Genomic DNA, 23164 nt, shown 5'->3' with positions numbered 1-23164 from the left:
AAATTAGATTTGCATGCTACAAACAGCCATCAACAAGAAATCTAAGAATCAAGGAATTAGTTGGAAAATTTGTCTGGCATTAGTTGCTTATTATGGCAGTCTTTTGTCGCTAGTTCGAGCTGGCGTTGAACTAGGCAGTGGCAATGAAGTAAACCAGGGCCTATTAGGCCCCTCAGTTTTAGGATGGTTGCTGGCTGTTGGTGGGGCTAGTTTTGTAGATAGACCTTTTCGTAAACTCCTTTCAGGAACTTGGGGGTTATTTTACTGGACTGGTTTATTGCTTTATACTGTTAGTGGGATAGGGCAAGGTAGTGAAGCTGTATGGCTGAGAATAGACCTACTATTATTTCTCTGGCTGATCGGGGGGTTGGCACTCTTCAGACTGATAGTAAAGGCAGGTAATTCAAGCTGGCACTTGTTGGCTTTTATCGGTATGGCAACATTTGTACTGTATTATTCTCAAATACTAGCCTTAGAAGATGCCAATGTAGAAACCCTTGTCAGAGTAATAGCTAAAAATAGCGTTTTGTTCTTTTACTCCGAGCTACTGCTAGTTCCCACTGGTATCGCTCTAGGAATATTGGCAAGGAAAGGTATAGCCTGGCTTATTCCCATAGTGACAATGATTGGACTTCACTTTTTTTCCGTGACGATACTTTCTGCAACAAGAGCGTCCACTTTCAGCTTGCTTGCTGTTTTAATTTTTTCATCTGTTGGCTTATCATACCAGCTTTATAACGGGGTAATCACAACTAAAAAATCTGTTTCTGCCAGAGCAATTTCCCTACTAATAATTATAGGAGTAGTAATTGTAATGTTAATATTATTTGGTGTTCTTTTTTCTGAAAATAGTCTAATCTCAAAAAGGATAGAAGATGATTCTGGTTCTGGCAATATGCGCTCTGAAGAACTGGCTGATGCTCTCACTCAGGTGAGTTCATTGCAGTTTGTAATAGGAGGAGGGTTGGGCTTTGCATTTAACTCAACTCTAGGCTACCCAATTAACGCTTTGCATGTAGGAATTTTTACTTTCTTGTTAAAGTTTGGAATTTTGATATTTGTGCCCCTGGTAATTTTCTTTTATTTTAGACTACCTTTTTTATATCTCGCAGCGTGGTTAAGACCATTTTCTATGGATGCAAAGCTCCGAAGTGCTATATTAACTGTATTGCCGGGAATATTCGGATGGCTCGTTATCGTGAGTCTTTCAGGAGGCTATAATCAATACTCTTTTCTAGGATTAGGTTTTGGGCTAGGAGCGTTTCTTCACATTAAGGACTATGGCTTAGTAAATTTTTTTCCATCCTCAAGTAAACAGTTAAGTTTAACTTCAACCAAGTGCAAATGAAAGATAATCTAATTAAAAAAATTAAATCAAAAGTGGCTGTTGTTGGAATTGTGGGTTTAGGTTATGTAGGATTACCCTTGATGCTTCGTTTTGTAGAAGCAGGCTTTCGCGTACTAGGTTTTGATATCGATCTTTCCAAGATTGATAAGCTGAATAAAGGTGAAAGTTATATTCAGCATATTGGAACCGAGAGGGTATATCGCGCCCAAAAAACAGGTAAATTTGAGGCAACAGATAATTTTAGTCGTGCCAATGAAGCTGACGTGCTGATTATCTGTGTTCCAACTCCGCTAGGGAGTCACCACGAGCCAAATTTGTATTTTGTGATTAATACAGTTAATTCTTTGGTTCCTCATCTGAAAAATGGGCACCTGGTGAGCTTGGAAAGTACAACTTATCCGGGTACGACAGAAGAGGAGCTTCGCCCCAGAATAGAAAGCCGAGGCTTTAGTATTGGTGAAGATTTTTTCTTGGTTTATTCTCCTGAGAGAGAAGATCCGGGCAACAGAAATTTTACTACGGGCAATATACCTAAAGTTGTAGGAGGAGCGACCGCATCATGTCTCGATGTAGGTTGTGCTTTGTATAGCAGTATTATCGAAATGGTTGTACCTGTTAGCTCGACAAAAGCAGCAGAAATGAGTAAACTTTTAGAGAATATTTATAGGGCTGTGAATATTGGTTTGGTAAATGAACTGAAATTAGTGGCAGATCGCATGGGCATTGATATCTGGGAAGTGATTGATGCTGCTGCTACCAAGCCTTTTGGTTTTACCCCTTTCTATCCCGGTCCCGGTCTGGGCGGTCATTGTATTCCTATCGATCCTTTCTATCTGACTTGGAAAGCCCGCGAGTATGGAGTCCACACGCGCTTTATTGAACTTGCAGGCGAAGTCAACACGGCAATCCCTAATTGGGTGGTTGGGAAACTTATAGATGCTCTGAACGATCGCGGTAAACCGCTGAAAGGCTCGAAAATTTTAGTTTTGGGAATAGCTTACAAAAAAAATATTGATGACGTGCGGGAGTCTCCGGCAGTTGAATTAATGGAACTTCTGAAAAACAAGGGGGCAGAGATTTACTATTCAGATCCTTATATTCCTGTTTTTCCAAGAATGAGAAATTATCATTTTAATCTCAATTCAGTCGATATTGATCCTGAGTTATTGTCTCAAATGGACTGCGTACTGATAGCAACAGATCACGATGCTTTTGATTACGAAGTTATCCAAGCAAACAGTCAATTAATTGTAGATACTCGCGGACGATATCGGCACGCTTATAGTAATATCGTCAAGGCTTAAAATATGAAATTTGTAAATCTAACTACTTTCTATCCTGGATATTTAAACCAGTTTTATGCAAAGCATCCCGGATTGAAAAAGAAATCCTACGCGGAGCAGAAGGAGATTTTAGATTATGATGCTTTTGGGTGGGCGGATTTTTGGTTTCACGCTTTAACTCCCATGGGTTATGAAGTGCTGGAAATTAGTGCAAATGCTGAGTCAATGCAAAGAGTATGGGCTTTAGAAAATAAATTTCCCTGGTTTCCGAAAAATGATATTAATAAAATAGCATTGGAACAGATTAAGAGGTTCAGACCAGAAATTATATGGTTTCAAGGTACTAACAGTAGTTTGATTAAAGAAATTCGTTCTGAAGTTCCTTCAATTCGTCTTGTGCTCGGATGGGTTGGAAGTGCGTTTCTTAATACTAATGCTTTGCAATATATCGATTTAATTTTATCATGCGCTCCTGAATCCGTCGATCAGTTAAGAAGCTTAGGGTGTCGTTCAGAGCATTTGCATCACGGTTTTGACCAAAGAATTAATACGCGCATTCAGCAGAAACATAAGAAAATAGATATTTCGTTTATTGGCCAGATTTTGCGGCTCAGTGAGTACCACCAGGAGCGAGATCGCCTGCTCGAACAGCTAGTCTCTCAGACATCTATACAGATATTTTCTCCCAGCGTAGATTTTGGTTGGCTAGACAATCTGAAAGCTTGTGCCCGCATAAGTCTATATGCTGGTATGAAAGGTTTCCAAGGGATGGGGATTCCAGATACCTTCTTGCAGAAGGTACCAGTTATTGGAAAAGCGGCAAAATGGACATCTAGACCACAAACTCCGGTCAATTCCAAACTGAAGCCCTTCTTGAAGCCTGCTGTTTTTGGTTTGGAAATGTATCAGACTCTGCTAGAATCAAAGATGACGCTGAACATTCACGCCGACTCATCTCCTACTCATGCCTCTAATATGCGCCTTTTTGAGACTACCGGTGTGGGCACTTGTCTGGTCACGGACTGGAAATCAAACTTGGGGGAGCTATTTGAGCCAGATAGAGAAGTTGTAACCTACCGTTCTGCTGAGGAGTGTGTGGATAAGGTAAAATGGTTGCTGGAGCATCCAACAGAAAGGGAGGAGATCGCAAGAGCAGGTCAATCCCGGACATTAAAAGACCACTCTTTTGCACACAGAGCAGTCCAACTAGACCAGATTATTCGACGAGAGTTGAGTAGACATTGAAATGGATATGAGATTCGATCTTATACGAAGCGGACAAACCGAAGTTTTGAATTAGCAAGATGATCGCCAAAATTAAGCCCGTTTTTGAAGAGATTATTCCACCTATTCTTATCAAGGCATACAGACTTATATTCAATAATAAGTATGGCTATTTTGGAAATTACTCATCGTGGGAAGATGCCCTGAAAGATTCAGATGGCTATGATTCAGATTTAATTTTGGACAAGGTGCGCGACTCACTGTTAAAAGTTAAAGAAGGAAAAGCAGTTTATGAAAGAGACTCAGTTTTATTTGATAAAATCCAATACTCGTGGCCTGTTTTAGCTGGTTTATTGCGAATTGCTTCAGCCAATAAAAATAAGCTTAGTGTTCTGGATTTCGGCGGTTCTCTTGGCAGCCACTATTACCAGTACAAACAGTTTCTTTCAGACTTAGATGAACTAAGGTGGAGCATAGTAGAGCAAGAAAAATTTGTCCGGTGCGGGAAACAACTGTTTGGGAATGAACAGTTAAAGTTTTACTTCGATATTGAAACCTGTTTAAAACATGAGCAGCCAGATGTAATATTGCTTTCTAGCGTAATTCAGTATCTTGAATATCCTTACGGGTTGCTTGAATGTCTGCTTGATTGTAATATTAAACATATTATATTTGACAGGACATCCTTTATCAAAGGTTGTCGCGATCGCTTGACAGTTCAAAGGGTGCCGCCCCAGATATACGATGCCAGCTATCCAGCTTGGTTTTTCAATTTGGATAAGTTTATGAGCTTTTTTTCTGATAAATACCAGCTATTGCTTGAATTTGATGCTCTGGCTGGATTAATTCCTTTGACGGACACTTATGCCGAAGATAAGGGTTTTATTTTTCGGAAAACCAAATAATTTTGGAGGTTTTATGGCTGTGAATCTAATAGAAAAAGTTCTCGGATTAAATGAATTCAAAGAAAATCCACCTGTTCTCGTAGATATAGGAGCATCAGGGGCGCTCCACCCCAAGTGGAAATCAATTGCAAAGCAATCAATTTGTATTTGTTTTGATGCCGACAGCAGAGAATTTGGATTTGTAGTTAAGGAATCGAGTGAATATAAGAAACTCTATGTCTACAACGCAGTAGTTACCGATAGAGCGGAACCAGAAGTTGAATTTTATTTAACTAAGTTTCCCTATTGTTCGAGTACATTAAAACCAGATAGTCAGAGGTTAGCAGATTGGTATTGTTATGATCTATTTGAAGTAGAGAAAAAAATCCAACTAAATTCAGTCACTCTCAAATATATTATGGAGGAACTTAAAATTACCAAAGTAGATTGGTTTAAGACTGACTCACAGGGAACTGATTTGCGTCTATTTAAGAGTCTCGGTGAAGATGTAGTAAGTAGAGTATTAGCAGCAGAATTTGAGCCTGGAATCCTTGACTCTTATGAAGGAGAAGATAAACTGTACAGTGTTATTCAATATATGGACAATGGTAATTTTTGGATGTCCGATCTAAAAATTGGGGGATTTCAGAGGATAACTAGAGATGTTATGAAAATTTATTTTAGTGAATTTGAGGAAAGCCTGCTCAAAAGACTTTTTAAAATGGCCCCTGGTTGTGCAGAAGTTACTTACCTAAATTCTTTTAAAAAAGATGGCCTTTTCGACAAAAGAGATTTTCTTTTGGGATGGGTATTTGCAACCATTGAAAATCAGCACGGATTTGCTATTGAATTAGCCCAGAAAGGATTGATAAATTATCAAGATAGTTTCTTTGAAGAATTGCTAAAAGAATCTGTAAACAGACTCAGAAGCCGATTAATGAATTTCAACTTATACACAGAGAAACTTCTTAGAAGATTTTTTAAGAAGGTTTAAAATAAACCGGAAAATCCAAATATTTATTTGCCAAAACTTAGTGATTTATTGAAACATCATGGAAAATTTTAGCAGAGAATTTAGCGGAGCTAATGTACTAATCACAGGGGGTTTAGGATTTATAGGTTCCTCCCTGGCACGGCGGCTCGTCCAGCTAGGGGCTAAAGTCACCCTAGCAGATAGCTTAATCCCTCAATATGGTGGAAACATATTTAATATCAACGACATCAAAGATCGAGTAACCGTTAATATCACTGATGTCCGCGATCCCTATGCGATGGCATATCTAGTTCAGGGTCAAGACTTCCTGTTTAATTTAGCTGGTCAGACCAGTCATTTGGACTCCATGACTGACCCGCAAACTGACCTGGCTATCAACGCCTCCGCACAGCTATCGATCCTAGAAGCTTGCCGTCAGCACAATCTAGGTGTCAAGATTGTTTTTGCTAGTACGAGGCAGATTTATGGCAAACCCGAGTACATACCAGTTGATGAAAAGCACCCTATTCGACCTGTAGACGTCAATGGTATTAACAAACTCGCAGGTGAGTGGTATCACTTGCTTTACAACAACGTCTATAATATTCGCGCTTGTGCCCTGCGGTTGACTAACACATACGGGCCGGGGATGCGGGTCAAAGATGCACGACAGACCTTTTTGGGTATTTGGCTGAGGAACTTGATTGAGGGAAAACCTATCTTAGTCTACGGTGACGGGACGCAGTTACGAGACTTTAACTATGTTGATGATGTAGTAGAGGCTATGTTAATTGCCGCTATTCGCCCTGAAGCCGATGGAGAAGTATTCAATCTGGGGAGTAGGGAATACATCAGTCTCAAAGATTTAGCTGCTATGCTGGTTGAGATTTACCAGGGTGGGACTTATGAAATTGTCCCTTTTCCACCAGACCGTAAAGCCATTGACATCGGAGACTACTACGGAGACTATGCTAAGATGAATCAAACTCTGGGATGGGTTCCCCAAGTTAATCTGAAACAAGGCATCGGGCGTACTTTGGAATATTATGTTCAGCACAGTGCCAATTACTGGTAGCGTCAATTATGATATTAATGAATAATTTCCAGGCAGAACCCGAGGAACTGCTGCAAAAGGAGATTGCGGCTGCTGAACGGGTGTTTAGGTCTGGTTGGTATGTCTTAGGAAATGAAGTTAAGAATTTTGAGATGGCTTGGGCCCAACGCTGTCAGACGAGTTTCGCGGTTGGGGTGGGCAATGGCATGGATGCCATTGAGATTGGACTGCGTTCCCTGAATATTGGACCGGGTGACGAGGTGATTACTACGCCGATGACGGCTTTTGCTACTGTCCTTGCGGTGATTCGCGCTGGTGCAACGCCGGTGTTGGCTGATATTGACTCGGAAACTGCTTTGTTAGACCCTGCTAGTGTCGAGCGTTGCTTGTCTAATCGCACCAAGGCTGTCTTGCTTGTCCATCTCTACGGACAGATAGGGGATATGGACAGGTGGATGGATTTGTGCGCTCGCGCTAACATTCATTTATTTGAAGACTGCGCCCAGGCTCATCTGGCATCCTGGAATGGTAAAATTGCTGGGAGTTTTGGGGCTTGGGGAGCCTACAGCTTTTACCCAACTAAGAATTTGGGGGCGATAGGGGATGGCGGGGCACTGGTAACAAATTCAGAAACAGTTGCCCATCAAGCCAAGGTTCTCCGCAACTACGGGCAAAGTCAGCGCTACCACCACCCAGAACTTGGATTAAATAGTCGCTTGGATGAATTGCACGCTGCTATCCTTACCACGCGGATGGATTGGCTAAATGGGTTCACTGCAAGACGTAAAGATATTGCCAAGGCTTATTTTGAAGGCATCAAAAACCCTAGAGTCAGGTTGCTAGCTCAACCTAAAAATAGTGAAAATCACGTCTACCATCTATTCGTGATTCTGTGCGAACAAAGAGACAACCTGGAGGATTTTCTAAAAGAACAGGGGGTGAGCAATCTCATCCACTATCCAATCCCCGTTCATCATCAAGCGCCTTGTCGGAACTTGAGATGCGATCCTAACGGTTTAACTCACTCGGAAGCTCATGCAAACCAATGTCTATCCATTCCCTGTCATCCACAGATGAGTGACGCAGATATCAATAAAGTGATTGAGGTTGTCAATGCTTACAAATAGTCACCCTGAACACTTTTGCACGCTATTTGACAGCAACTTTTTGCCGATGGGTATGGCTTTGCACGAATCCTTGCTTGCCCACGCACAGCCTTTTCATCTGTGGATATTGTGTGTGGATGAGTTGGTAGAAAAGCAGCTAGAGATCATTGACCTGCCTCATGTAACACTGATTCCGCTCAGAGAAGTTGAAACTTCTGATTTATTAGCTGTGAAAGCGGGTAGAAGTAAAGGTGAATATTGCTGGACTTTGACACCGTTTATTTTTCAGGCAGTTTTGGACCGAAACCAGAATTTGAAGCGGGTAACCTACTTGGATGCTGATATTTTCTTCTTTGACGATCCCCAAATCCTGCTGCGGGAGTTAGATGAAAGTGAGAAGCACGTTTTGATTACCGAACACGCCTATGCGCCTGAATATGACCAAAGTCTCATAAGTGGTCGTTTCTGCGTGCAGTTTATGACATTTAAAAACACTATTGAAGCAATTCAGGTAATGAGGTGGTGGCAAGAACGTTGTTTAGAATGGTGCTTTGCCCGTGTTGAAGATGGCAAGTTCGGAGATCAGAAGTATCTGGACTGCTGGCCTTTTTTTTTTGCTGACGAAGTACACATTGTTAGACAGACTGAAAAGACTCTTGCTCCTTGGAATGTGAGATTTTTTGAGAATCATCTAGGTGGGGTACTTAAACCAGTCTTCTATCACTTTCAAACTTTCAGAATCGTCAGCCCCAGTCAAGTGCGATTGTACTTGGGGTATCACATTGAAAAACAGGGGTTGCGCCTTTACGAATCCTATATAGTTACATTGCTGAAGTGTCTCAGTATGCTAAAATCTTTCGGTATACTCACTCCATATATGTCAATCCCCAAAGAAAAATGGGCTAGACTGCGTTTCATTAAGCGAGTGATTACTAAGACAGTGAAGTTTAGAGCAATTGAGTGAGGACAAGCGCTATCTCTTAGGTGTCAAACCCCTTTTTTATGCCTTTGTTCCAAGTGGATTTGCCTTCGCCTCGGAAATCAAAGCCCTCTTTCCACTCCAGCCGCAGGTGCGACCAAATTTGCCTTTAGTTAAAGATTCACGGCGTATCATAGACTACGCGAATACTGAGGAGTGCGTTATTGAAGGCATCAAGCGCTTTCCCGCTGGACATTGCGGCTGGGTCAAAGATAGAAAACTAACCCTGTGGCGTGGGTGGTGTACTTCAGAACACCTGATGCAAGTGCCGGAAAGTTATGAGGAACAACTCGAGCAGTTTCGCAGTCTGTTCCTAAATGCTTGCGGGTTGCGGATGCGGAGTGACGTGCCCATTGGTACATCTTTAAGCGGTGGGCTAGATTCTAGTTCGGTTATTTCAGCAATCGCCCATATTGCACAAACTGACAATAGTCTCCGTATTAGCAAGGACTGGCAACACGCGCTCGTAGCTTGTTTCCCAGGAACGCCTCTCGATGAGAGCACCTATGCCAAGCAGGTGACTGACCATTTGGGCATTGAGGCAACTTTCGTAGAGATTGACACCCTCAAGCGGAGCGATCATTTGTATGATTATTTCTACTTACTTCAAGATATTTACCTGACTAGCCCAATTCCTTTTATGATGATTTATGAGGCGTTAATGTCCAATGGCGTTAAAGTCAGCCTTGATGGTCACACAGCAACGGAACTGTTAAGATAATTTAAAGTAATTAAAGGAGCCCGCTAGATATGCCTACTTTAGACTGGCTTAGGAAAGAGTTTGATTACGGATATGACAGTGGAGATGTCTTGTCTCTTATTCCTAATATAACCCGATTCAACGAAGAAAGAAGAATCGGGGGGTCTTATCGTAAAGTTTTCTTTCAAGCCGTCCTACCATATATCCAACCTAATTCAGTGATATTAGAACTTGGGCCAGGAAAAGGTTCTTGGTCCAGAGCCATACTTAAATATATTCCTCAGGGAGAACTACATACAGTTGATTTTCAGGATGTTAAAGGTTGGTTAAAACCAGAAAAATATAAGGGTAGACTCATCTGTCACCAAGTCAAAGATAATTCTTTTTCTGGATTCAAAGAAAGCTACTTTGACTTTTTTTGGTCTTTCGGTGTTCTCTGTCACAACAATGCTGATAATATTCGAGAAATCCTACATAATTCTTTGCAAAAGGTGAAGAAAGGAGGAGTAGCAGTACACCAATACGGCGATTGGGAAAAACTGGACATATATGGATGGGAGAAAGGCAAGGTTCCCACAGATTTCAAAAATAAATCTGATAATGAGATTTGGTGGCCTCGAAATAATCAAGAAATAATGCGGGCAATAGCGGTAGAGTCTGGCTGGTCAGTTATTAGCTCTGATTTGGGACTTTTGAAACGGGATTCGATCATATTTATGAAAAGAATTTAGAAGTCTGATTGGCAAACAAAAACATTTTGTAAGAGGCTGCATGAAAAAGAGGTTAATTAACGCTTCCAAAAAAATCGTCCAAAAAATTGGATTTAATATTGTTAGATACGATCCCTCAATTCAATTTCCTCCAGATTTTGATCGAGATACTATCGAAATGATCGTCAGCGTGAGCCCTTTTACGCAGACATCTCCAGAGCGTATATTTTGTTTATGTGAAGCAGTTAAATACATAGCCGCCAATAATATTCCTGGTGACATAGTTGAATGTGGTGTCTGGAAAGGGGGTAGTATGATGGCTGTTGCCCATACTCTCTGCCAAATAAAAGACAATAGCAGACATCTATTTCTTTTTGATACATTTGAAGGGATGACGGAACCCAGCGAGAAGGATGTCTCTTTTCAGGGTATTTCTGCTTCATCAATGCTAAAAAGCAGTAAAAAAGAAGATAGCCATTCAGTTTGGTGTTATGCGCCTCTGGAAGAAGTTAAGCAAGCGATTAATAGCATCGGTTACGATCCTGAAAAAATACATTTGATTAAGGGTAGAGTAGAAGATACCATACCAAAACAAGCTCCTTTAAATATTGCTTTGCTTCGACTTGATACAGATTGGTATGAGTCCACACGACACGAACTTATACATCTGTTTCCTCGCTTATCCCCTGGAGGAGTAATTATCATTGATGATTATGGTTATTGGAAAGGAGCGCGCCAAGCTGTAGATGAGTATATGAAAAAGAATAAGATAAAAATTTTGCTAAACCGAACTGATATTACAGGAAGAATAGGGGTTGTTTGGAGATAATTAAGGAACCATGAAATTACTAAACGTGGGTTGCGGTCGGACGTTCCATTCCGCATGGATTAATATAGATATAGATTCTAATTCCCCAGACGTATCAAGCCACGATGTCAGAAAAAATCTACCATTTCCAGATAATTATTTTGATGTATGTTATACATCTCATCTAATAGAGCACCTTTATCAAGAAGAAGCTCGAAAGCTGCTTGCTGAGTGTTTGCGAGTTTTAAAACCCAAAGGAATTGTGAGAGTAGTTGTACCGGATTTGGAAGCGATAGTCAGAAACTATATTTATAGTTTAGAGCAAGTAGAGGCAGGTTTAAAGGAAGCAGAACCGAACTATGATTGGATGATGATAGAGCTATACGATCAGACAGTCCGTAGCTTCGATGGGGGTGAATTGAAGCGGTATCTTTCTCAATCAGATATTAAAAATAAAGAATTTATAATATCCCGGATTGGTTGTGCAGCAGAAGAATTTTGGAACACTAGGAAAAAAAAATATCTACAAAAATTAGGCAACTTTAAAAAAATCGTTGGGCGAGTTAGCAAGTTGAGATTCTGGCTTGCAAAAATATGCGTGACAGTTATAGCAGGTCAGCAAGCCAAAATCGCCTTTGAAGAAGGTATGTTTCGCAAATCAGGTGAAATCCACTATTGGATGTACGATCGCTTCTCCCTCCGGCGAATGCTCCAACAAACGGGATTTGTAGATGTTTGTGTTTGTGGCGCTGGAGAGAGCCGTATTCCAGATTTTAACAGCTATAATTTAGATGTAGTTGAGGGTCAAGTACGCAAACCAGACTCTCTTTTTATGGAGGGAACTAAGTCGTGAATATTCTGATTATTAGCACCTATGACCTTGAGGGCGGTGCGGCTCGTGCTACTTATCGACTGCATCAAGGTTTACAAAATATCGCTTTAGACTCTAAGATATTGGTACAGACTAAATATAGTAATGATAAAACAGTGAGCGGACCCCAGAGGCAGTTAAGCAAGGAAATTCAAAATTTGAGGCCTAGTTTTAATGCTCTGCCTTTAGTGTTTTACCCTCAGTGTTCTCGCTCAATGTATTCATCGCAGTGGCTGCCAGATTCAGTCGTTTCTAAAGTTGCTCAACTTAAACCGGATATAATTAACATCCACTGGATCAGTGCAGGTTACCTGCAAATTGAAACGTTGGCCAAATTGGGTAAACCGTTAGTTTGGACTCTACATGATATGTGGCCCTTTACTGGAGGCTGTCATTATACTCAGGGTTGCGATCGCTATACCAAATCCTGTGGTGCTTGTCCCACTCTTGGCAGTAGTAATGACTGTGATTTATCCCGCTGGGTGTGGCAACGCAAGGCCAAGGCTTGGCGAAACCTGAATCTGACAATTATTACTCCCAGTCGATGGTTAGCCGAGTGTGCCAGTTCTAGTTCTCTGTTTCAGGAACGGCGGATCGAGGTGATTCCCAACGGTCTTGATACAACCAGATATAAGCCTATGAGTAAACAGATGGCGCGAGAACTGTTCAACTTGCCTCAAGATAAGCAACTGGTTTTGTTTGTAGCTATGAATGGGATTAGCAATCCTATCAAAGGCTTCCATCTGCTGCAACCAACTTTACAAAACCTCAGCCAGTCAGGATGGCAAGATAGAATCGAGTTAGTTGTTCTTGGGTCATCTCAGCCGAGTGAACTCCCTTCTCCAGGTTTTAAAGTTCACTACCTGGGTAAACTAAATGATGACATCTCCTTGGCGCTCGTCTACGCAGCAGCCGATTTGTTTGTCGCACCATCAATTCAAGAGAACTTGCCTAATACCCTGCTGGAAGCAATGGCTTGTGGTAAACCCTGTGTGGCATTCAATATTGGCGGTATGCCTGATATAATTGATCATCAAAGAAATGGATATCTAGCTCGTCCATTTGAGGTCGAAGAATTGGCTCAGGGAATTGCCTGGGTGCTGGAGGATGTTGAGCGGTATCTGCAGCTGTGCGATCGCGCCCGTGAAAAAGCGGAAACAAAGTTTAGCATGGAACTCCAAGCCCGTTCTTATATGTCCCTATTTGAGGAGGTTGTGAAAAAAGCAAGCAGCATCTACAATTAAATCAGTCCATTCCGAGCTGAGTTAACTCCATACCGAACTGACCTGTTTCGAGATGTTTCCAAAATCCTGCCTGTACGATATGTCAGGCGAAAACTAATAGGGGCTTGCGTAAAGCCAATAATGTTTATAATTATAAATGGTAATTTATGGGTAAAAATAGTATAACTAAAGCATTTTTAATTAAATCGGTTAAGGTTTTTGACGTTTTACTGGCTCCAGCCACACTTCTGAGCGCAGTATTATTGAAACTTATCCGAAAAGCTGGCATGCAAAGAATGCCTATAAGTAAAGAAATTTTTTATAAAGTAGGCGTATTCCCAATCAGAGATCATTATTACGAACCCTTGTTTAAAACCCGCAATCTCTATCGTTCATTAAGAGATGATAGATTTCTGCCTGGGATAGATTTAAACATTGATGAGCAACTAAAACTGCTAGAACAATTTCACTATAATGCGGAATTGGAACAAATACCAATAACCAATGATTCAAGCACTAATATAGATTTTTATTATCATAACGATTCATTTGTAGCTGGCGATGCCGAAATGCTCTACAATATAATTCGTTTATTTAAGCCCGAAAAAATTATTGAGATAGGAAGCGGACATTCAACCTTAATGGCCATCAAGGCGATAGCCAAAAATAAAGAAGAGAATAGCGACTATTTTTGCGACCATATATGTATTGAACCCTATGAAAATCAATGGTTAGAGCAAATGCCGGTAAAAGTTATAAGGAGAAAGCTAGAAGAGGTAGAAAAGTCATTATTTGAGACCCTAAATAGAAAGGATCTATTATTTATCGATTCCTCTCATATAATCAGACCCCAAGGCGACGTAGTGTTGGAATATCTGGAAATATTGCCAACTCTGAAATCTGGTGTACTTGTCCATATTCACGATATCTTCACTCCCAAAGACTATCTTGATGAGTGGGTGCTTGATGAAATAAAATTATGGAACGAGCAATATCTTTTGGAGGCATTTCTGACCTGCAATAGTCAATATAGAGTTATAATGGCTATGAACTTATTGAAACATCGGCATTTTGAAAACCTGGCGCAAAAATGTCCGATTCTCAATACTGAGCCTTTGAATGAACCAGGTTCTTTTTGGATAATGAAAAATTAGGTCTAAATAGATATAAAATCAATTTATACAGAATGAATAAAACTGATATTGCTGTCCTGATGACCTGTCATAACCGACGCGACAAGACTCTTCGCAGTCTAACCGCATTGTTTAGTCAAGAACTTTTTCCTGGCGTTGCCGTGCAAGTTTATCTTCTCGACGATGGTAGTACAGATGGCACAGCAGAAACCATTCTTTCTACTTACCCACAGGTAAAAATATTTCAAGGCAATGGAAGTATGTTTTGGAATGGTGGGATGCGACTTGTATTTGCCGAAGCCATGAAAATGGAGAGGGACTATTACCTATGGCTCAATGACGATACAGAACTATACCCTCAAGCCCTGAATATTTTACTAGCAAGCCACCGGCAACTAAGCAATCAAGGCTACAAAGAGACTATCTTGGTAGGGGCGATTCAGGAACCAAAAACCGGGGAGATAAGTCACGGTGGGATATGCCGAACTAGCCTCTGGCATCCTTTGAAATTTGGTTTAGTTGATCCCGGTGATACCCTTAAGCCTTGTGATACAATGAATGGGAACTGTGTTCTCATACCGGGGAGTGTGGCCAAGTTAGTGGGAAACCTCGATCCCGCTTTTACTCACGGTATAGGAGATTTTGACTATGGTCTACGCGCTCGCCAACAAGGATGCACTATTTGGGTTTGCCCAGGTTATTTGGGCGTGTGCGCCCGTAACTTACTCGACGAAAGCTGGATGGATCCAGAGGTATCTTTGCTGGAGCGATGGAAAAAGGTACAACAGCCCAAGGGTTTACCCCCCAAAGAATGGAAAGTTTTTGTAAAGCGTCATGGTGGATCTCTATGGTTTATTTACTGGATGTTTACTTATTTGCGGTTATTGATAGCTCCTCAAATAAAAAAGCGTACAAGAGGAGTAAAGGTTTTAAAATAGCCAGTGCATTAAACACAAGTACCACTCAAAATTAAAAAGCAATGTCCATCAATTGCATCCTTAAAAACTTCACTTAGTGTTTGCTTTCAAAAAAATAAGATTAAAGAAAAGTGGATAAAGTATAAGATGATTGCATCTAACCCAAAAGTATCAGTCATAGTAACTGTGTACAACTTAGCTTTTTTTATTAGTGAGGCCCTCGATAGTGTACTAACACAAGATTACGATAATTTTGAAGTTGTTGTAGCAGATGATGCTTCTACTGACGGATCTCAAGAAATTATTAAAGAATATTTAATTAAATACCCTAATAAAATTAAATTAATCCTTAATGAAAGCAATCAGGGTGTTACAGCGAATAGTAATACGGCATTTTTTGCGTGTAGCGGCGAACTGATTGCTATTCTTGATGGGGATGATATCTACTTACCGGGAAAAATCAAAGCTCAGGTAGAGAAGTTTGTGCAAGATCCGGAGGTAGTGCTGTGCTATCACGCAACTGAAATTTTTGATTCTGCCACTAATAAAACGATTTATGTGACAAACCAAAATCCAAGGGAATATACCGACAGTGCTGAAGAAATCATCGCTCGTGGCGGGATACTGACTTGTGCTGTGATGGTTAGACGTTCTGCTTGTCCGCCCGGTGGCTTCGATACGCGATTACGCGATACTCAAGACTGGGTGTTTCTTACCGAGGTCGCCCTCAAAGGTAAAGTGGCTAGAATAGATAGGGTATTGTGCCGATATCGAAAACATGGTCGAGGAGCCAGCGATCGCACTTTTGAATTGCTAGATCAATCCCTTCGCGCCCTCGACATAATAATTGAAAACCACCCAGAACGTCGAGATTTCGTAGAAATTTGCCGACAAGGAAAAGCTCGTTACATCGCAGGGGAAGCATTTAGGCAACTGAACAAAAACTTAACATTGGCACGGGATTTGGCCAAGCAAGCTGTGGAGCTAGATCCAACCAACATTAGATATCGTATTTTTCTTTTCTTGACTCAGTTTAAGCCGCTGGCTAGAATATCGATTCCTTTAATTAGTCGCATGAAATACATTATTAAACGATTTTTTTTGTAAAAAATAACGCTAAATTTTACAAATTTTTATCAAATTAGTTTATTCTGTTTTTATCCAGATAGATTAAAAATGCGAAACCAAAGATGGTTCCTCTGAAAATACTGATCACTGGTGGAGCTGGGTTCATTGGCAACCATCTCACAGCACACCTTCGCCAATCTGGTCATTGGGTGAGATGGTTAGATACGCTCGATACCCAAATTCACGGCCCTGAGGCAGCCAAACAAGCTGACTATAGCCAGAAAGTCGATGAAATGATATTAGGAGATGTGTGCATTCGGGAAAATTGGCAACGCGCCCTTCAAGATATTGATGCTGTCATCCACCTGGCAGCACAAACTGGCACCGGGCAATCCATGTATCGTGTTGGCTATTATACTGAGGTAAACGTCGGCGGCACGGCTCTGATGTGGGATATTCTGGTGAACGAGCCAACGAAGGTCAAAAAAGTAGTCGTCGCATCGTCGCGCTCTATTTACGGTGAGGGGGCCTATGCCTGTAGAGGTATGTGTGGCTCAGTCGTGCCGGAACCCCGCACGAAAAACCAACTAGCCCGGGGTCAGTGGGAGTTAACCTGCCCCTATTGCGGTCAAGCGGCAGTAGCGCTCGCCACACCAGAAACCAGCACCCCTAAACCCGCTTCACTGTACGCCTGCACCAAATTAGCCCAAGAGCAAATTTCTCTGACAATGGGCAAAGCTCTCGACATCTCTACGGTCGTGCTAAGATTTCAAAATGTTTTCGGTCCAGGTCAATCCCTGCGAAATCCCTACACTGGCATCATCTCTATTTTCAGCAACCAGATGCGTCAAAACTTGCCTATCAACATCTATGAAGATGGCCAAGAAACCCGTGACTTTGTTTTTGTAGATGATGTCGCGAACGCTTGCACGCAGGCTCTGACGCTCGACTGCGACACAGCAATCTTCAATGTCGGTAGTGGCAAACCTATTTGTGTGTTGGATCTCGCCCACACCCTCAAACAACTTTGGGGCAGCAGCAGTACGATCTCGATCACAGGTGATTATCGTGTTGGCGACATCCGCCACAACTGGGCTGACATTTCCCGGTTGCGTTCAGTTTGGAGCAATTGGCCTGTAACTGACTTGTACACTGGTCTGGAGAGATTTGTAGAGTGGGCACGTCAAAAAGCCATATTTGAAGACCAATCAGAAATAGCCACAGTAGAATTAAAGAGGAGAAACTTATGAGCCTCAAAAAAACTCTACTGACCGATTTGGAAAGGCAGTATTACTACGATGGAGTACCGGAGCGCGTTCCAACAATCTGCGGCTTGTTGCAGCGTTTTTTTTACCCTCGTTTTATGCCAGTCCTGTTGTTCCGCATTGCTCACGCCTTGCACAGAAAGCATTTTTTTTTATTGTCCCGATTGTTTTCACTTATTAATTTCGTGCTTTTCGGTATCGAGATCGGTATGCAATGCGAAATAGGTGATGGGCTGTATCTACCCCATAGTGTCGGTACAGTTATTGGTGCCCAGAGTATTGGTTTGAATGCTGTTATATATCACAATGTTACCATAGGTGCAAAAGAAATAGATATGGGCTATCACCCAGAACGACGACCTATAATAGGCAACAATGTCAATATTGGTGCAGGCGCTAAAATCCTAGGTGGTATTATCATAGGCAATAATGTAACAATAGGAGCCAACGCTGTTGTCACTAAATCATTGCCTGATAACGTTGTCGCTGTTGGCATACCCGCTCAAATCATACGTCATCTAGTCGGGAACCCGTTTTATGAACTCGATTGACTTATCTATTATTGTTGCTAGTTACAACACAAAAGACTTATTGAGTAAGTGTTTGCTGTCTATTTATGACAATACTCGCGAGATAAATTTTGAGGTAATTGTTGTAGATGATTGCTCAAAAGATGACAGTCCTCAAATGGTGCGAGAGTGTTTCCCAAAGGCAAAATTAATCTGCAACGATGTCAATGTACGTTACGCTAAAACTAACAATATTGGCTTGAAAGCTGCCGCTGGTCGTTACGGTTTATTGCTCAATAGTGATGTTGAGGTTCAACCGAGTGCTTTCGATAACTTGGTTAAGTTTATGGATGCCCACCCCGATGCGGCGGCTGCTGGCCCTAAACTGATTAATCCTGATGGTTCGATTCAGCATTGTATTCGGAGTTTTCCCGGATTAATCCCAATGATTTTTCAGTCTTTGAATCTTCATTTGTTGTGGCCTAATAATCCAATTACGAATAAGTATTACAACACGGATTTTGATTATAGCAAATCACAGGTCGTTGACAGTATTGGTACAACCAGTTTTATCATTCGACGCAGTACCTGGGAAAATTATGGTATGCTAGACGAGAGGTTTTCCTTAGCGTTCGTGGATTTAGCATACTGCTATATGCTAAAAAAACAAAATCAAAAAATTTATTATGTACCAGATGCGGTTGTTTTACATTATGGAAGTCAAAGTATTAATCAGAGTGGAATCAAAGAAATAAGCTTGCTCCACGAAGCACTCCGCAGGTTTTATGACTTGTACTATGCCCCTGAAGACAATATCTTGAAACGCTCCCTAATTCGTTCGGGGATAAAGTTCCGCGAGATAATAAATTTAATGGAGTATAGTATCTCAAGTAATAAGCGCGTCTGGCGATCTCCAAATGTGTCATCTGCCTCCAAAAGACCGATCAAACCTTCTTAATCAATGAGGGTTAAAATGGGTTCCCTTGTAGAGTTTAATAATACTTAAAAAATTAGGAATCATGCCAACCACTCTTGTGACTGGTGCTAATGGCTTTATAGCACACAACCTAATGCCGAAGTTGCTTGAGAAAGGCTGGTTCATCAGGGCATCTACCCGTGATATAAATTATCATCAACCAATATCCCCTGATATTGAACTAACTAAGGGTGGAGAGCTTTGCGGCCATACAGACTGGACAGAAGCCTTACAAAACATTGATACCGTCTTCCACCTAGCCGCTCGCGCCCACATTTTTAACGACAAAAGCCCCAACCCCGAAGCCGAATTTTTCACAGTCAACACCGCCGGCACCGCCAACCTTGTCAGACAGTCCATAGCAGCCGGTGTAAAACACTTCATCTTCATCAGCTCCATTGGCGCAATGGCAACCCTGAGCGAGCGCCCCCTCACGGAAAACTCCCCCTGCCAACCCGACACTCCCTACGGACGGAGCAAACTCCAAGCCGAAAAAGCCCTAATTGACCTGGCCTGCCAAAGCAGCATGACCTGGACTATCCTGCGCCCCACCCTAGTCTACGGTCAGGGCAATCCCGGTAATATGGAGCGACTGGTCAAACTCGTGAGCCGAGGCTTGCCCCTGCCCTTGGGTCTGGTAAAAAATCGCCGCAGCTTCGTGTATGTTGGCAATCTCGTTGAGGCCATCGCCACCTGCGTGACTCACCCCAATGCCAAAAATCAAATTTTTCTCGTCACTGACGGTCAAGACCTCTCCACACCCGAACTGATCCGCAAAATTGCCCACCATCTGGGACGCCCCTGTCACCTCCTGCCGGTGCCCCCCAGCCTTCTGAGATTTGCCGGCTACCTGGGAGATACCGCAGAACACCTCCTCAAACGACCGATACCTCTCAAAAGCTCTACCATTGACCGCCTGCTCGGTTCCCTGGCTGTTGACAGCAGCCACATTCAAACCACCCTAAACTGGCAGCCACCCTATACCATTGATCAGGGTCTCTCGCAAATGTTGCGCTCATAATGCCAGTCCTAATTCTGTCATTGGCCACTTTTCTGCTCAGCCTGATCGTCACAGCCCTGATCAGACAGCGCTTCAGTCAACAGCTGCTCGATATCCCTAACGAACGCAGCTCCCACACCCAGCCCACACCCAGAGGCGGCGGTTTGGGCTTCATCATCGCCTTTGCAGTAACAAGCTCGCTGATCGCTGCCCTGACCGGCTATTTCCCACAACTCCTCCCCACCGAGCTCGCCACCCCAAACCTGAGTTGCCTGTGGCTGATTCTCACTCCCCTAGCCATCACCGGCATCCTGGATGACCGGCACAGTCTTCCTGCAGCCTTCCGCTACCTGGTGCAGCTGGCAGCCGCCGGGATCTCCCTCACCTGTTTCGGGCCATTCCCCCAACCCTGGCTCACCAGTCTAGGCACCGCCGGCACCATCGCCGCCATCGCCCTCACCGCTCTCGGCATGACTGCGCTGATTAACTTATATAACTTCATGGACGGACTTGACGGTCTGGTTGCCGGTACCGCCGCAGTCCAGCTGGGCTTCTTGGCCATCTACCTCAATCAGCCCTTGCTCTGGCTGATGGTAGCGGCAATTTTGGGCTTTCTGTATTGGAACTGGTCGCCTGCTAAAATCTTTATGGGAGATGCCGGCAGCACAGTCCTGGGGGCGACTGTGGCGCTTTCCCTGCTCAACAGCGGCAGCGACCCGGCCCGATCTTGGCCTGCCCTAGCCATCACCCTTCCCCTGATCGGCGACGCCATTTACACCCTCGTCTGCCGCCTCAGACGCCGGGAAAATATTTTCAAAGCCCACCGCAGCCACCTGTATCAGCGACTGCAGCTCTCTGGGTGGTCGCACGCACAAGTCGCCAGCACCTATATCGGCGTCACTGTTCTAGCTGCTGCCAGCATCAGCCTTTTCGGGCCCGCTGGTGCTTGGGTGACTTTAGCCGGCACTGCTGGTGCCATCATTGTTGGTGAAACCTATCTGGGCTGGCACTCGTCCCCCAGCCGGTAACTCCCCGCCCCCATCATATTGCTCGGTTCAAGCGCGAGAAATCCCCGGCCTCACACTCTACAAGCAGAATGCCTGTTCAGATCGTCACAGAGTAATTTCAAGTTCACTGGCATTAACTTCTTCCCGACGCCGGTGCCCCTTCGCGGTACAGCCCGGGCGTCTGATAACCCAGAGGAGAGAATCGGATGGGGGAATTCCCGCGAGCAGTTGCTGACCGGCGTGCCCCCGGCAGGAGTGCTGGTGGGTGTAAAATCCATTCCAGCTCCTGCTACACTACCAACACATATAGATTACTGGAGCTTATAGGGAGAAAACGTGGGCAGAATTTTAGTCACCGGCGCAGCGGGATTTATCGGTTTTCACCTAAGTCAACGCCTACTCGCTGGGGGCAATGAGGTCGTTGGGCTAGATAACCTCAATGATTACTATGATGTCTCTCTCAAAAAAAACCGATTAGCTCAATTGGAAGGGAAACCAGGCTTTAGTTTTCACCTGCTAGATTTAGCAGACCGTGCCGGCATGGAAAAGCTGTTTTCCGAGCAACGCTTCGATGTCGCCGTCAACTTGGCAGCACAGGCTGGCGTCCGCTACTCGTTAAAGAATCCCCACGCTTATACCGACAGCAACCTGGTCGGTTTCGCCAACATCCTCGAAGGTTGCCGGCACTCAGGAGTGAAGCACTTAGTATTTGCTTCTTCCAGTTCAGTATACGGTGCTAATACTAAAATACCGTTTTCCGTTCACGATAACGTAGATCGCCCGGTCAGCCTCTATGCTGCCACCAAAAAAGCCAACGAACTGATGGCTCACAGCTACAGCCATTTGTACGGTCTGCCGGCAACTGGGCTGCGCTTCTTTACAGTGTACGGGCCGTGGGGGCGTCCTGACATGGCGCTGTTTCTGTTTACCCAAGCAATTTTGGCAGGGAAGCCGATTGATGTATTTGGCTTCGGCCAGATGCGGCGAGATTTTACCTACATAGATGATATTATAGAGGGGGTTGTGCGGGTCGTGGATAAAATACCTGAAACCAATCCCGCGCCGTCAGGAGATACACCTGACTCCGGCACCAGTAATGCCCCTTACAAAATTTATAATATCGGGAACAATCAACCGATTGACTTAATGCACTTCATTGAGGTGCTGGAAAATTGCCTGGGCGTGAAGGCTGAAAAAAATATGCTGCCGCTCCAGCCCGGTGATTTGCCTGTAACCTATGCAGATATCTCCGATCTAGTCAGAGATGTTGGCTTTCAACCCAGCACACCGATTGAGCTAGGGATTGAACGTTTTGTGGCCTGGTATCGGTCTTATTATAATGTCTGACAGAAATCGGTGCCAGCATGTTATTGTGCGGCCTGGCCCGACTGTCAAGAATTCTTGGCTTTGGGGAGCAGAGTGCTTCTGGCGCGGGGTTTATCAGTAAAAAGAGCCGGTTCGCCCGCACGCAGAGCCATTGCAACAAAAGGCAGTCACTGTTGCGGGGGGGTTTGGCCCTGCAGGAAGTCACCGGCCAAAATCCTCACCGCCGAAAGGGCAGTACAGTTTTCGGTGCGGCACGGCTGGAAACGGAGCTGCCCTGGCCATCACCCCGGCACTGCCGGTGATGCCATTTGCGCCCTTGTCCGTCACCCCAGAGGCGGGGAAAATATCTCAAAGCCCTCTGCAATCTGCAAGTGGGGACGCACAAAAAAACCGTTATGTCAAGTAACTGAGTTAAAAAACCCTGTGTCTGTAAGAAGCTGGGCTTCTGGTATCTGGGGATTTTACGCTGATTTCCACCGGCCTGCAGGTCGGGGATTGCAGGCATCAGGCCAGTGTGAGGCGCTCTGGGCAACCCAGAACACCGGCGCTGGCGATTGCAGTTGCCGGCATCACCAGCTGTTTCGGGAAAGCAGGGAACCGGGTGAGTTTACATGGCGTCCTAGGTAAAACCTCTTTGGGAGCGCCCTCCTCCAAGAGCCAGCAACCCTCTGCCCCCTTGATATCCCCAAGCTCAAGCGCCAGAAATCTCTGGCCTTGAAGCGGAGAAAGCAAAACGCCTGTTGCAATAATCACCGGGCTTTGAGCGGCTGCCAAGATAACTGAGAATTTGGAAACAGCAA

At 43.6% G+C, this 23164-nt stretch carries 23 protein-coding genes; all 23 read left to right on the top strand.

Going from position 1 to position 23164, the window contains the following annotated elements:
* The first annotated feature begins 13 nt into the window (after nucleotides 1-13).
* The 23 genes from OSC10802_RS38085 (at nucleotide 14) to OSC10802_RS48485 (ending at nucleotide 22770) form a co-directional block, all read left to right on the top strand.
* Complete coding sequence (locus tag OSC10802_RS38085; RefSeq protein ID WP_017714800.1) at nucleotides 14-1348, top strand: hypothetical protein; 1335 nt, start codon at nucleotides 14-16, stop codon at nucleotides 1346-1348.
* Complete coding sequence (locus OSC10802_RS0100400; RefSeq protein WP_017714799.1) at nucleotides 1345-2652, top strand: nucleotide sugar dehydrogenase; 1308 nt, start codon at nucleotides 1345-1347, stop codon at nucleotides 2650-2652. The genes OSC10802_RS38085 and OSC10802_RS0100400 overlap by 4 nt, the downstream gene beginning before the upstream one ends.
* A gap of 3 nt (nucleotides 2653-2655) precedes the next feature.
* Nucleotides 2656-3876, top strand: a complete 1221-nt coding sequence (locus OSC10802_RS43755; RefSeq protein WP_017714798.1) for a CgeB family protein — start codon at nucleotides 2656-2658, stop codon at nucleotides 3874-3876.
* A 59-nt stretch (nucleotides 3877-3935) separates the two neighbouring features.
* On the top strand, nucleotides 3936-4760 hold the full coding sequence (locus tag OSC10802_RS0100390) for a TIGR04325 family methyltransferase (protein WP_017714797.1): 825 nt from the start codon (nucleotides 3936-3938) through the stop codon (nucleotides 4758-4760).
* Between the two features lie 13 nt (nucleotides 4761-4773).
* Nucleotides 4774-5733 carry an FkbM family methyltransferase gene (locus tag OSC10802_RS38075; RefSeq protein WP_017714796.1) on the top strand — a complete coding sequence of 320 codons (960 nt, stop codon included), beginning with the start codon at nucleotides 4774-4776 and terminating at the stop codon, nucleotides 5731-5733.
* A gap of 58 nt (nucleotides 5734-5791) precedes the next feature.
* The gene (locus OSC10802_RS0100380; RefSeq protein ID WP_017714795.1) at nucleotides 5792-6787 is read left to right on the top strand and encodes an NAD-dependent epimerase/dehydratase family protein; all 996 of its coding nucleotides are present in this window, start codon (nucleotides 5792-5794) and stop codon (nucleotides 6785-6787) included.
* An 8-nt stretch (nucleotides 6788-6795) separates the two neighbouring features.
* The gene (locus OSC10802_RS0100375) at nucleotides 6796-7893 is read left to right on the top strand and encodes a DegT/DnrJ/EryC1/StrS family aminotransferase (protein WP_026098042.1); all 1098 of its coding nucleotides are present in this window, start codon (nucleotides 6796-6798) and stop codon (nucleotides 7891-7893) included.
* Nucleotides 7880-8836: a glycosyltransferase gene (locus OSC10802_RS0100370; protein ID WP_017714793.1), complete on the top strand. Its 957-nt coding sequence runs from the start codon at nucleotides 7880-7882 to the stop codon at nucleotides 8834-8836. Before OSC10802_RS0100375 ends, OSC10802_RS0100370 begins: the two co-directional genes overlap by 14 nt.
* Entirely contained in the window at nucleotides 8829-9572 is a 744-nt protein-coding gene (locus OSC10802_RS38070) for an asparagine synthase-related protein (RefSeq protein ID WP_017714792.1), read from the top strand. The genes OSC10802_RS0100370 and OSC10802_RS38070 overlap by 8 nt, the downstream gene beginning before the upstream one ends.
* A 29-nt stretch (nucleotides 9573-9601) precedes the next feature.
* Complete coding sequence (locus OSC10802_RS0100360; protein ID WP_017714791.1) at nucleotides 9602-10282, top strand: class I SAM-dependent methyltransferase; 681 nt, start codon at nucleotides 9602-9604, stop codon at nucleotides 10280-10282.
* A 40-nt stretch (nucleotides 10283-10322) separates the two neighbouring features.
* Entirely contained in the window at nucleotides 10323-11090 is a 768-nt protein-coding gene (locus tag OSC10802_RS0100355) for a TylF/MycF/NovP-related O-methyltransferase (protein ID WP_017714790.1), read from the top strand.
* 10 nt (nucleotides 11091-11100) lie between these two features.
* Nucleotides 11101-11922, top strand: coding sequence for a class I SAM-dependent methyltransferase (locus OSC10802_RS0100350; RefSeq protein ID WP_026098040.1), 822 nt, complete (start codon nucleotides 11101-11103; stop codon nucleotides 11920-11922).
* Complete coding sequence (locus tag OSC10802_RS0100345; protein WP_017714788.1) at nucleotides 11919-13184, top strand: glycosyltransferase family 4 protein; 1266 nt, start codon at nucleotides 11919-11921, stop codon at nucleotides 13182-13184. Before OSC10802_RS0100350 ends, OSC10802_RS0100345 begins: the two co-directional genes overlap by 4 nt.
* Nucleotides 13185-13330: 146 nt before the next feature.
* Nucleotides 13331-14317, top strand: coding sequence for a class I SAM-dependent methyltransferase (locus tag OSC10802_RS0100340; protein WP_017714787.1), 987 nt, complete (start codon nucleotides 13331-13333; stop codon nucleotides 14315-14317).
* Nucleotides 14299-15234 carry a glycosyltransferase family 2 protein gene (locus tag OSC10802_RS0100335; protein WP_369797048.1) on the top strand — a complete coding sequence of 312 codons (936 nt, stop codon included), beginning with the start codon at nucleotides 14299-14301 and terminating at the stop codon, nucleotides 15232-15234. Before OSC10802_RS0100340 ends, OSC10802_RS0100335 begins: the two co-directional genes overlap by 19 nt.
* A gap of 30 nt (nucleotides 15235-15264) precedes the next feature.
* Nucleotides 15265-16320 carry a glycosyltransferase gene (locus tag OSC10802_RS38065; protein ID WP_512699230.1) on the top strand — a complete coding sequence of 352 codons (1056 nt, stop codon included), beginning with the start codon at nucleotides 15265-15267 and terminating at the stop codon, nucleotides 16318-16320.
* An 83-nt stretch (nucleotides 16321-16403) separates the two neighbouring features.
* Nucleotides 16404-17531 carry an NAD-dependent epimerase/dehydratase family protein gene (locus OSC10802_RS0100325; RefSeq protein ID WP_017714784.1) on the top strand — a complete coding sequence of 376 codons (1128 nt, stop codon included), beginning with the start codon at nucleotides 16404-16406 and terminating at the stop codon, nucleotides 17529-17531.
* Nucleotides 17528-18097 (top strand): serine O-acetyltransferase EpsC, encoded by a 570-nt coding sequence (gene epsC / locus OSC10802_RS0100320; protein ID WP_017714783.1) that lies wholly within the window; start codon nucleotides 17528-17530, stop codon nucleotides 18095-18097. Before OSC10802_RS0100325 ends, epsC begins: the two co-directional genes overlap by 4 nt.
* Nucleotides 18084-19013 carry a glycosyltransferase family 2 protein gene (locus tag OSC10802_RS0100315; RefSeq protein WP_017714782.1) on the top strand — a complete coding sequence of 310 codons (930 nt, stop codon included), beginning with the start codon at nucleotides 18084-18086 and terminating at the stop codon, nucleotides 19011-19013. The genes epsC and OSC10802_RS0100315 overlap by 14 nt, the downstream gene beginning before the upstream one ends.
* 61 nt (nucleotides 19014-19074) lie before the next feature.
* Nucleotides 19075-20052 carry an NAD-dependent epimerase/dehydratase family protein gene (locus OSC10802_RS0100310; RefSeq protein ID WP_017714781.1) on the top strand — a complete coding sequence of 326 codons (978 nt, stop codon included), beginning with the start codon at nucleotides 19075-19077 and terminating at the stop codon, nucleotides 20050-20052.
* Entirely contained in the window at nucleotides 20052-21059 is a 1008-nt protein-coding gene (locus OSC10802_RS0100305) for an MraY family glycosyltransferase (protein WP_017714780.1), read from the top strand. The genes OSC10802_RS0100310 and OSC10802_RS0100305 overlap by 1 nt, the downstream gene beginning before the upstream one ends.
* A 315-nt stretch (nucleotides 21060-21374) precedes the next feature.
* Entirely contained in the window at nucleotides 21375-22385 is a 1011-nt protein-coding gene (locus OSC10802_RS0100300; RefSeq protein WP_017714779.1) for an NAD-dependent epimerase, read from the top strand.
* Nucleotides 22386-22515: 130 nt separating this feature from the next.
* A complete protein-coding gene (locus OSC10802_RS48485) occupies nucleotides 22516-22770 on the top strand; it encodes a hypothetical protein (protein ID WP_155967251.1) in 255 nt (84 codons plus the stop codon).
* Nucleotides 22771-23164 lie beyond the last annotated feature (394 nt).

This window comes from Kamptonema formosum PCC 10802, assembly GCF_000332335.1.
Taxonomy (GTDB): Bacteria; Cyanobacteriota; Cyanobacteriia; order Cyanobacteriales; family Oscillatoriaceae; genus Oscillatoria.
The sequence above is the reverse complement of the archived record's forward strand: the minus strand, read 5'-3'. Positions and strand labels throughout refer to the sequence as shown.

Bases quoted from the DNA above. Each gene is read 5' to 3' on its own strand.
- OSC10802_RS0100380 (WP_017714795.1), top strand. From the start codon at position 5,792: ATGGAAAATTTTAGCAGAGAATTTAGCGGAGCTAATGTACTAATCACA.
- OSC10802_RS0100360 (WP_017714791.1), top strand. From the start codon at position 9,602: ATGCCTACTTTAGACTGGCTTAGGAAAGAGTTTGATTACGGATATGAC.
- OSC10802_RS0100325 (WP_017714784.1), top strand. From the start codon at position 16,404: ATGGTTCCTCTGAAAATACTGATCACTGGTGGAGCTGGGTTCATTGGC.
- OSC10802_RS0100375 (WP_026098042.1), top strand. From the start codon at position 6,796: ATGATATTAATGAATAATTTCCAGGCAGAACCCGAGGAACTGCTGCAA.
- OSC10802_RS0100315 (WP_017714782.1), top strand. From the start codon at position 18,084: ATGAACTCGATTGACTTATCTATTATTGTTGCTAGTTACAACACAAAA.
- OSC10802_RS43755 (WP_017714798.1), top strand. From the start codon at position 2,656: ATGAAATTTGTAAATCTAACTACTTTCTATCCTGGATATTTAAACCAG.
- epsC (WP_017714783.1), top strand. From the start codon at position 17,528: ATGAGCCTCAAAAAAACTCTACTGACCGATTTGGAAAGGCAGTATTAC.
- OSC10802_RS0100400 (WP_017714799.1), top strand. From the start codon at position 1,345: ATGAAAGATAATCTAATTAAAAAAATTAAATCAAAAGTGGCTGTTGTT.
- OSC10802_RS38085 (WP_017714800.1), top strand. From the start codon at position 14: ATGCTACAAACAGCCATCAACAAGAAATCTAAGAATCAAGGAATTAGT.
- OSC10802_RS0100310 (WP_017714781.1), top strand. From the start codon at position 19,075: ATGCCAACCACTCTTGTGACTGGTGCTAATGGCTTTATAGCACACAAC.
- OSC10802_RS0100390 (WP_017714797.1), top strand. From the start codon at position 3,936: ATGATCGCCAAAATTAAGCCCGTTTTTGAAGAGATTATTCCACCTATT.
- OSC10802_RS0100355 (WP_017714790.1), top strand. From the start codon at position 10,323: ATGAAAAAGAGGTTAATTAACGCTTCCAAAAAAATCGTCCAAAAAATT.
- OSC10802_RS38075 (WP_017714796.1), top strand. From the start codon at position 4,774: ATGGCTGTGAATCTAATAGAAAAAGTTCTCGGATTAAATGAATTCAAA.
- OSC10802_RS0100350 (WP_026098040.1), top strand. From the start codon at position 11,101: ATGAAATTACTAAACGTGGGTTGCGGTCGGACGTTCCATTCCGCATGG.
- OSC10802_RS0100305 (WP_017714780.1), top strand. From the start codon at position 20,052: ATGCCAGTCCTAATTCTGTCATTGGCCACTTTTCTGCTCAGCCTGATC.
- OSC10802_RS0100340 (WP_017714787.1), top strand. From the start codon at position 13,331: ATGGGTAAAAATAGTATAACTAAAGCATTTTTAATTAAATCGGTTAAG.
- OSC10802_RS0100370 (WP_017714793.1), top strand. From the start codon at position 7,880: ATGCTTACAAATAGTCACCCTGAACACTTTTGCACGCTATTTGACAGC.